At 45.1% G+C, this 8,403-nt stretch carries 11 protein-coding genes and 1 pseudogene; 9 read left to right on the plus strand and 3 right to left on the minus strand.

Annotated features, from left to right (window positions below; translation table 11 throughout):
* Nucleotides 1-350 (plus strand): annotated as a pseudogene (locus ACRC32_RS25550) (photosystem II D2 protein (photosystem q(a) protein)); the annotation flags it as partial.
* 149 nt (nt 351-499) lie between these two features.
* On the opposite strand, the gene ACRC32_RS25555 reads toward ACRC32_RS25550, so the two are convergent.
* A complete protein-coding gene (locus ACRC32_RS25555; protein ID WP_438556608.1) occupies nt 500-763 on the minus strand; it encodes a hypothetical protein in 264 nt (87 codons plus the stop codon).
* A gap of 553 nt (nt 764-1,316) precedes the next feature.
* Here ACRC32_RS25555 and ACRC32_RS25560 point away from each other — a divergent pair.
* From ACRC32_RS25560 to ACRC32_RS25570, 3 genes are all read left to right on the plus strand, one after another.
* Entirely contained in the window at nt 1,317-2,030 is a 714-nt protein-coding gene (locus ACRC32_RS25560) for an SDR family NAD(P)-dependent oxidoreductase (protein WP_438556609.1), read from the plus strand.
* Nucleotides 2,031-2,257: 227 nt separating this feature from the next.
* Entirely contained in the window at nt 2,258-2,929 is a 672-nt protein-coding gene (locus ACRC32_RS25565) for a HEAT repeat domain-containing protein (RefSeq protein ID WP_438556610.1), read from the plus strand.
* Nucleotides 2,930-3,068: 139 nt separating this feature from the next.
* Nucleotides 3,069-3,629: a phycobiliprotein lyase gene (locus tag ACRC32_RS25570; RefSeq protein WP_438556611.1), complete on the plus strand. Its 561-nt coding sequence runs from the start codon at nt 3,069-3,071 to the stop codon at nt 3,627-3,629.
* Between the two features lie 133 nt (nt 3,630-3,762).
* On the opposite strand, the gene ACRC32_RS25575 is transcribed toward ACRC32_RS25570, so the two are convergent.
* Nucleotides 3,763-4,500: a hypothetical protein gene (locus ACRC32_RS25575; protein ID WP_438556612.1), complete on the minus strand. Its 738-nt coding sequence runs from the start codon at nt 4,498-4,500 to the stop codon at nt 3,763-3,765.
* A 182-nt stretch (nt 4,501-4,682) separates the two neighbouring features.
* Here ACRC32_RS25575 and ACRC32_RS25580 point away from each other — a divergent pair, with 182 nt between their 5' ends.
* Complete coding sequence (locus tag ACRC32_RS25580) at nt 4,683-4,832, plus strand: hypothetical protein (protein ID WP_438556613.1); 150 nt, start codon at nt 4,683-4,685, stop codon at nt 4,830-4,832.
* A 32-nt stretch (nt 4,833-4,864) separates the two neighbouring features.
* Here the strand turns inward: ACRC32_RS25580 and ACRC32_RS25585 are convergent, their stop codons facing one another.
* Entirely contained in the window at nt 4,865-5,233 is a 369-nt protein-coding gene (locus ACRC32_RS25585; protein ID WP_192156940.1) for an EamA family transporter, read from the minus strand.
* Nucleotides 5,234-5,344: 111 nt separating this feature from the next.
* Here ACRC32_RS25585 and ACRC32_RS25590 point away from each other — a divergent pair, with 111 nt between their 5' ends.
* The 4 genes from ACRC32_RS25590 to ACRC32_RS25605 form a co-directional block, all read left to right on the plus strand.
* A complete protein-coding gene (locus ACRC32_RS25590) occupies nt 5,345-6,013 on the plus strand; it encodes a Mo-dependent nitrogenase C-terminal domain-containing protein (RefSeq protein ID WP_438556614.1) in 669 nt (222 codons plus the stop codon).
* Between the two features lie 57 nt (nt 6,014-6,070).
* Nucleotides 6,071-7,075 carry a GTPase ObgE gene (gene obgE / locus ACRC32_RS25595; RefSeq protein WP_438556615.1) on the plus strand — a complete coding sequence of 335 codons (1,005 nt, stop codon included), beginning with the start codon at nt 6,071-6,073 and terminating at the stop codon, nt 7,073-7,075.
* A gap of 401 nt (nt 7,076-7,476) precedes the next feature.
* A complete protein-coding gene (locus tag ACRC32_RS25600) occupies nt 7,477-7,911 on the plus strand; it encodes a Fur family transcriptional regulator (RefSeq protein ID WP_438556616.1) in 435 nt (144 codons plus the stop codon).
* Between the two features lie 50 nt (nt 7,912-7,961).
* A partial coding sequence (locus ACRC32_RS25605; RefSeq protein ID WP_438556617.1) for a response regulator occupies nt 7,962-8,403 on the plus strand: 442 nt, incomplete at its 3' end.

Genomic DNA, 8,403 nt, shown 5'->3' on the forward strand with positions numbered 1-8,403 from the left:
CAACCCAATCGGAAGAGACCTATTCGATGGTGACGGCAAACCGCTTCTGGTCGCAGATTTTCGGGATTGCTTTTTCCAACAAGCGCTGGTTGCACTTCTTCATGTTGTTCGTGCCAGTGACCGGACTGTGGATGAGTGCAGTGGGAGTCGTCGGCTTGGCGGTGAACCTACGGGCATATGACTTCGTCTCTCAAGAACTGCGGGCAGCAGAAGACCCCGAGTTCGAGACTTTCTACACCAAGAACATTCTGCTCAACGAGGGCATCCGTGCTTGGATGGCGCCTCAAGACCAACCCCACGAAAACTTCGAGTTCCCTGAGGAAGTACTACCTCGCGGTAACGCACTTTAATCTTGTCAAGAGAAGTTTTTACGAACCTCTCGACTTGATGCTAAGTAATCTATGGGTTGCGATAGGATGTTAACTTTCTTCCTTTTATAAACCAAAGCCTCCACAACTTAGTGGAGGCTTTTTTGTGCTTTGCATATTGATGACACCAATTACGCTTTGAATCTTTTATCTTGATGCTTCTGATTCTTGTCTGCTACGACTTCGACTCCCTCTACTAAGCTTCCTAGCAGAAAGCAAAACATTGCTGGAGGAAGACAAACTTTGAGGTTAAAAAATGCTGGTACAGCCAAGCTGAAGGCAATAAAAAATAGAAGGGTAGAAAGTTTAGGCTTGGGTTTTGCTGCCAGCATAATCAATAAGTCGTGCTTCGATTCTGCTGAAAGCATTCCCCTACGGATAATGAAAAGTATCACAAATTACTCTGCTTAATCAAATCTTGTTTTGGCGATCGCTAAATATGAAGAAGGTGAATAGTTGACAGTCTACAGTTGTCAGTTACCGTCAACTGTAGACTGTCAACTGATAACTGATTTCACGCAAATCTCAATTCCTGTGTTATCTTAAGTAAAGCAAACGACGGCAGAGCTAAATGCTCTGACCTCTTGAGACTAAGACCGCTTAGGCAACAAGGAGGTGATGCCCATGATAGAAAGTAGTAAATGCATGGGTCATCAGGTTGAAGCTAGCCGGCTGCGCGCCGGAGCCGTTCTCTAAAGTTAGCCTTAGTCTTTTTGAGACTGAGATAACTCAAAGACCCAGGCTGGTTTGGAGTTCCTTCCGGCAGTCAGGTTTCAATCTGAAGACCCAACTAGACCGCTCTTACTTTGATCGCAAGATCCCTAGTAAGAGCGGATAGCTTTTTATGGGAATATTAACTAAATAAAGAAATATCTTTATTTAGTTAGTTCTGAACGTTTATCATACTTTTTAAAGGTAAGTCTTTCTAAAAATGGAAAGAATTGTTGTATGACTGCATTCATCATATTGGGTGCAAGCAGAGGTTTAGGAGAAATTCTTCATCGATTTGTTCCCGAATCTGGCGATACGGTATGGCTAATCTCTCGATCGCCACCTACACTGAATCTCGACGACGGAATTATACGCCATTGGCTCGAAGTCGATCTATCTCAACCAGATGCGATCGATCGCGTAGTAAATGCTTTGGAGCAATCGCTGGTTGATGTTGTTATTTACAACGCTGGCATTTGGGAAAAAGATGCATTTACACCCAATTACTGCTTTGAAGCGGTCAGTGATAAAGAAAACCAACGCATTCTGACAATCAACTTAATTTCAGCTATATCTTGCGTTAGAAAGCTGCTCCCAAATCTACGGATGTCAGGTAATCCCAAAATTATTTTGATAGGTTCGGCTAATAATCACGATTTTGTCAGTGGAAAAGAAGTTGCATACGCAACATCAAAATTTGGCTTGCGCGGCTTCGCTAATGCTTTAAGGGAAAATACACGTCAGGACAAAATCGGTGTGACGCTGCTCAACCCTGGAACTTTTGGCACGATTAGGTTTGAGGGTAAAGAAGCGATCGTAGAACCAGTTGATGGATATGAAGGCTGTATCTCACCAACCGATCTTGTCGATACTGTCAAGCTGATTGTCCGCCTGTCTCGCACAACGTGTATGCGAGACATCGATATTGTAGCGATGGAAGATCCGCTCTAAATCACCTTCTACGAACGGCATGGTTTTCGCCAAGCAGTGCCAATTCCTATTAACACTACCTTCTCCATGATGGGGATGTGACGCGACCCGCATCAGTAGGTATATTTCTCTCCCAACTACCAACTACCCATTATCATTTCAATTACTTCTATTGGAAGAATTTATTTAGAGGCTCAAAGAATGATAATTCTAGACTAGAGAAGATTGTAAAAGGTGGTTCTAAATTCATGGCTCATCCTAGCACAGAGGAAATTTCTGCTCAGCTAGACAGCCCCAATAGTCGCGATCGCATGGTGGCTTTAGCCCAGCTGCGTCACGTCCCAGCTGTTGAAGCCGTACCTTTGATTAAAAAAGTCCTCGATGATGAGATTTTGCAAATTCGCTCGATGGCTGTATTTGCTCTAGGTATAAAGCATACAGACGAATGCTATCCAATTTTAGTGCGCTTGCTAGAAACCGATGCAGACTACGGCATTCGCGCTGATGCCGCTGGTGCGTTAGGGTATTTGGGCGACCCGCGTGGAGTCGAACCATTAATTCGGGCTTTCTATGAAGATACAGAATGGCTAGTCCGCTTTAGTGCAGCAGTATCGCTGGGCAACCTCAAAGATCCTCGCGCTCGGCAAGTCTTGCTACAAGCCTTAGATAGTGATGAAATAGTCATACAACAGGCAGCGATCGCGGCAATTGGGGAAATTAGAGACTTAGAAGCGATCGAGCCAATTCTTCGCTTTGCTCAAGCGGAAGATTGGCTGGTAAGACAGCGTCTAGCAGAAGCATTAGGCAACCTTCCCAGTTCTAAAAGTGTTTCCGCCCTCAGATACATGGAAAAAGACAATCATTTTCAAGTCGCTGAAGCTGCCAGAATTTCACTGCAACGCTTGGGCGAGTCTGTTTGATGGGCAAGGGAGCACAAGACAAGTCACAAGTCACAAGTGTTTCACACACCACGCACCACTCACTGACAGCTGACAACTGACAACTGTTAGTCTAAATTAAGAGAAATTTTAAGAACTGTTGCTTTAGGATTGTAGCTGCATGAATATTCAAGAGTTTTTTGAGCTGAGTGCTGGTAAATGGTTTTCCCATCGCACCAGTCACCACCTTGCCTTTAAACAAGCTGAGGATGGCAAATCGGATATTGTCATTGAAACGCTGGCGTTGGATTGCCCAGAGGTCATTAAACTTTGCGAACAATATGGAATCGAACCTGGCTTGGCAACATGCGGGGCGCGAGTCAGCTGGAATGGGACGATGGAATGGGATGAAGAAAAACACACTGGCTCTACTGTGCTGGTTTCTGTCCCTGATGCCGATCGCCCCAACCAAGGTAAGCTGTTACGGGAAATGGGTTATGCTGAAAAAGCCCCTGTTGCCGGACGCTACATGATGGGCGGCGATAAAGCACTGACTCTAATTACTGAGTACGAAACCATGTTTTCCGAAGAGAGGCTGTGGTTTGCTAGCCCTAATTTACGGATGCGAGTTAGCGTCTTAAAGCGGTTTGGTGGCTTCAGCATGGCTTCTTTTACCTCTGAAATTCGCATGGGCGGAGTGCAGCCCTCTGCACAAGCAGTAGAAGCTTTTAATGCAAACTAATTTTTGAGGGAACGGGAAAAAGAGCTGAGGGAGACAAGGGAGACAAGGAAGAGGTGGGAGAAGCCTTCAAGTCAGAAGTTAGGAGCCATATTTCTTTCTCTACTCCCTGCTCCCTGCTCCCTGCTCCCTGCTATTAGTGATATTGAGAAATTGCTTTGAGTTTAGTACAAAAATCAGAAGCTTTTGTAGTTCCTGGGTTAAATTGACGAATTGGTGGCTGGTGGAAACTACCGGTCGATTTAGGTGAAGCACTACTTGGTAAGGGATGATGGCGCTTTAGATCGGACTCGTGGCGATCGCGCTGACTCTCTCGATCTGATGCCTGACGTTTTTCAGTAGTTGCAGGAGTAGCATTAGGAGCAATCTCTACGACTGCAACCGCAGCCGATCGTTTATGACTGGCGTTAGCTCTAATTTTATGAAGGTGACGAGCAACATCATTCAGTTGCCTGGGTTGAGTAGAAGTGGTATCCGTTATTGCTCCACTGGTTCGGCGAGCGCCACGATTCAGTGGTGTAACAGGTGCGATCGCGATTGGACGATAATGAACTTCGGGTAATAGAGGGTAGCTTGGCTGGGCGCTCAAGCGCGGTTGAATGTTGCCGCAGACAAGTCGTTCAAACTCGCAATTAAAATGAGGTTGGATCTGACCTCGCCGCTGCCAGATACTTAAGATTTGCTCGACGGAGACTGCCTTATAACGACCTTGGTAAAGAGCTTCGATTGCTGCCAAGCGCACCCAGTTTGCCGGATAAAATCTCAGCCAGCGTTCGACTAATTCGCGAGCATTATGACCCCCCAGGTCGAAGATATAGTGTAGTAATAATGCGACTGCGCTATCAGCAGTTGAATTCCAAGCTTGTGTCAACATTAGCTAGCCTACACTTCTACAATAAAACATGCGATCGAATTTAGCCTAATTTTATTTATACGCACAATCCCCCCGTAAGGATATTAAGTCGCTCTTGCCTAACTGCACAACGAAATTTATATTTTTTTAATTTAGCAGCAGCGATCGGTTATTCAGTTGTCAGTGTAGAGACGTTGCATGTAATGTCTGTACAAAGTTATCAGTTGTCAGGATTTGTAGAGACGAGTATTTTGCAGCTCTCCGTGCGATCGCAAATAATTCTGTGGTTACAACCTTTCCCTACAGCAGAGCGATGCGCGATCGCAGACATGAAACCAAAGACAAGAGTATAATTCCGAATTCTAAATTCCGAATCCCTCAGCTTCTACTTTCGCCATACCAATAGTATGACTCCAGCAACGATAAATCCTAAAGCAATGATTTGATTTAAAGGAATTGACTCTCGAAAGACAAAATAACCCAATATGACTGAGAAAACATAGGATAGGGAAGCAGCAGGACCAGCAACACTTAGGTTTACTCTCGTCAATACCAGAATGTAGAAGAATGCTCCCATGCCATAGCAAGCCAATCCTACCAGCAACTCTGGAGTGCTTAAGATTCCGAGCAAATGACTAAACATATTAGTGGCATTAACTTTTCCTAACTTTAATGCCCCTGTTTTGAGTAACCATTGCCCAGCTACACTCGCTAGGATCGAAATTAAGAACAATCCGAATTCTGGTAAAGTCACGCAACAATCCTTGTGGCAATTAATTCGGTTTACTAGTTTACGCTCTTCTTGAGCCTCGCTAACGCTAATATTGTTTCGGCATGTTTTGGCAAATTTGTAGGTAGAAACTTTATGACAAATCTGGCAATTTCTCCAAATACGCAAGAGCAAATTGAAGCTTGGCTGCGCGGTTTACTGGCAGTAGCCTGGGCAGATGGTGATTTTGAGGCACACGAACGAGAACTCATTCCGACTCTGGCACTAGGAGAATTAAAACCCGCAGACAAGCTAAGTGCTATGACACCAATTACATTAGAGGAACTTGCTGCGGCGCTGGGACAAAACCAGAACATGGCAGAAAACTTTTTACGCACAGCTGTCATGGTGGCGATCGCCGATGGTACTTACTCTACCCCCGAAGACGATCTGTTACATCAGTTCTGCCACGCCCTCGGTCTACAAGATAACGTACTTGTCTCCCTGCGTCATACTCTATGCGATCGCGGCGATCGCCCGCAAGATGAGTTAGGTTCTCATCCTCATATAGATGTACTCCACCCCGTGCGCGACTGGCTCGATGGGTTAGAAATCCACGATCCCAAAGTTGCCCATTTTTTATGTAAAATGATACCTTCCCAATGTCCTTTTGAACGAGATATTAAACTCTTCGATCGTAAAGTTGTCCACATTCCCCCTTTATGCAAGCTCAACCCACTGTACGAACAACTAGTAGGCTTGCGCTTTCGTGCCTTGTCCTACTTGGCAGATGACTGTGGCGAAGATGTTTCAGAATATATTTAAGAGTCATTAGTCATTAGATGCGACAAATGACTAATGACCAATGACAAATAACCAATCATGCAATTTATCGATCGCGCGGAAATTGAAGTGCTAGCTGGTAAAGGTGGCGATGGCATCGTCGCCTTCCGGCGAGAAAAGTACGTACCTGCTGGCGGACCTGCTGGCGGAAATGGTGGTAAAGGCGGTTCTGTGTTCTTAGTAGCAATGGAAAATCTGCAAACTTTGCTAGATTTTCAGTACGCTCGCAGTTTTAAAGCCAAAAATGGCGAACGTGGTGGACCGAATAACTGCACGGGAGCCGCAGGTGAAGACCTATATCTTGAGGTTCCCTGCGGTACGGTTGTCTACGATAAGGAAACTGGAGAAATTATCGGCGATCTCGTCCTTTCAGGTCAGGTTTTGTGTGTGGCTGAAGGTGGTAAGGGAGGACTGGGAAATAAATATTTCTTAAGTAACCGCAACCGCGCTCCAGAGTATGCTCTACCAGGATTGCCTGGAGAACACAAACTATTGCGCTTAGAGTTAAAACTGTTGGCGGAAGTTGGCATTATTGGACTACCTAATGCCGGAAAATCAACTCTAATTTCTGCTTTATCTGCTGCTAAACCGAAAATCGCCGACTATCCTTTCACCACCCTAGTACCGAATTTAGGAGTCGTCCGCAAGCCAACGGGTGACGGAACTGTATTTGCTGATATTCCTGGGTTAATTGAGGGAGCGCATGAAGGAGCTGGGTTAGGACACGAATTTTTACGTCACATCGAACGCACTCGGTTATTACTCCATTTAGTTGACGTTAGTAGCGAACAGCCTTTGTCTGACTACCAAATTATTCAGCAAGAATTGATTGCCTACGATCGCGGACTAGCAGAACGTCCCCAAATCTTAGCTCTCAATAAAGTCGATGCAGTAGATGAAGCCACGGTAGAGGCGATCGTCCAACAGTTAGAAGATAAGACTGGAATGCAAGTCTTAACAATCTCAGCTGTCACCCGTCAAGGATTGGACGCACTGATGCAACAAGTCTGGTCTATGCTCGACGAGCTAAATGCTGTTAGGTAATTAGTAAGTCGTAAGTCGTAAGTCGTAAGTCGTAATTTGGCTGTTGGGTTCTTTCTCCCCCAGCCTCCCCTGCTCAAGAGCAGCTCCCCTGCTCCCTGCTCCCTGCTAACTATCAACTGATAGACGTTTACATCTAAAATAGATTAAACTTGTAATGAGTTCATATAAGTAACTAAGAACTCGACAGTTAATTGTTAAGTCTCGTACGGTTTTAGGCTGGTTGTAATTTTTACAAACAAAAGCGAAACGTCATTAGTAACGGTATGGGATTAAACGCATTAACCTGAAGCTCTTAGCACAAATTCGAAGCAGACTCAGTGTTTGAAACTAAATAGAAGATAAAATCATCACTCGTTGACATGGGTAGTTAAGCTACATAAATTTAGGTCAAAGATGCGGATATGCAACAAGAAGCGGCAGCAGTAAAACCAATTCGATCTCTAGAAGATGCTTTAGAACGGTGTCAGCACTTAGGTATGCGCGTCAGCCGCCAGCGTCGTTTTATACTAGAGTTACTTTGGCAGGCTAAAGAACACTTATCGGCAAGAGAAATTTACGATCGCCTCAACCAGCAAGGTAAAGACATCGGACACACCTCGGTCTACCAAAACTTAGAAGCGCTTTCAACCCAGGGTATTATAGAATGCATCGAGCGTGCTGACGGTCGCCTGTACGGTAATATCAGCGACTCCCACAGCCACATTAACTGTCTGGATACCGCTCAAATTCTTGATGTTGAGGTGGAATTGCCAGAAAGCTTGCTGCGGGAAGTTGAAGCCATGACAGGGGTAAAAATTACTGACTATAGCATTAATTTTTACGGCTACAGGCAGTAACAAAAAACAACAATTTGCGGTACGCTCTGCATGGAAGCGCCAAATAACGCATGATGAGCGATCGCCCTATTAACCTACTACTAATCGATCCAGACTCTATCTACCGCACGGGTTTGAGGATCGTTTTAGAGCAAGATTCGCAGGTACGAGTAGCAGCAGAAGCAGCAGATAGTCAGGCTGTCTTGCAGAACATATCAGCACTAGGAATAGACGTAGCGATCGTAGAGCTGAGATTGTCTGCTTCCTCTGTCATGGGATGGCAACTATGTCAGCAAATCAAAACTCAATATCCCAACCTGCCGATCCTCATACTGACTTGCCACCCCGAACCCAGTCAACTCGCCGCAGCAAGACAAGTGGGTGTAGAGGGATTTTGCCATAAAGGAATTACCGCAGAGAAACTAATTGGTATAGTTCGAGAATTGGTAGCAGGGCGATCGTATTGGGAATCGGAAATTGTAGGGGTGGGTTTATCAGATATGTCTGGAAGCC

The organism is Chroococcidiopsis sp., assembly GCF_051657925.1.
Classification (GTDB): domain Bacteria; phylum Cyanobacteriota; class Cyanobacteriia; order Cyanobacteriales; family Chroococcidiopsidaceae; genus Chroococcidiopsis.

Bases quoted from the DNA above. Each gene is read 5' to 3' on its own strand.
- ACRC32_RS25575 (WP_438556612.1), bottom strand. From the start codon at position 4,500: ATGTTGACACAAGCTTGGAATTCAACTGCTGATAGCGCAGTCGCATTA.
- ACRC32_RS25570 (WP_438556611.1), top strand. From the start codon at position 3,069: ATGAATATTCAAGAGTTTTTTGAGCTGAGTGCTGGTAAATGGTTTTCC.
- ACRC32_RS25590 (WP_438556614.1), top strand. From the start codon at position 5,345: ATGACAAATCTGGCAATTTCTCCAAATACGCAAGAGCAAATTGAAGCT.
- ACRC32_RS25600 (WP_438556616.1), top strand. From the start codon at position 7,477: ATGCAACAAGAAGCGGCAGCAGTAAAACCAATTCGATCTCTAGAAGAT.
- ACRC32_RS25580 (WP_438556613.1), top strand. From the start codon at position 4,683: ATGTCTGTACAAAGTTATCAGTTGTCAGGATTTGTAGAGACGAGTATT.
- ACRC32_RS25560 (WP_438556609.1), top strand. From the start codon at position 1,317: ATGACTGCATTCATCATATTGGGTGCAAGCAGAGGTTTAGGAGAAATT.
- ACRC32_RS25565 (WP_438556610.1), top strand. From the start codon at position 2,258: ATGGCTCATCCTAGCACAGAGGAAATTTCTGCTCAGCTAGACAGCCCC.
- obgE (WP_438556615.1), top strand. From the start codon at position 6,071: ATGCAATTTATCGATCGCGCGGAAATTGAAGTGCTAGCTGGTAAAGGT.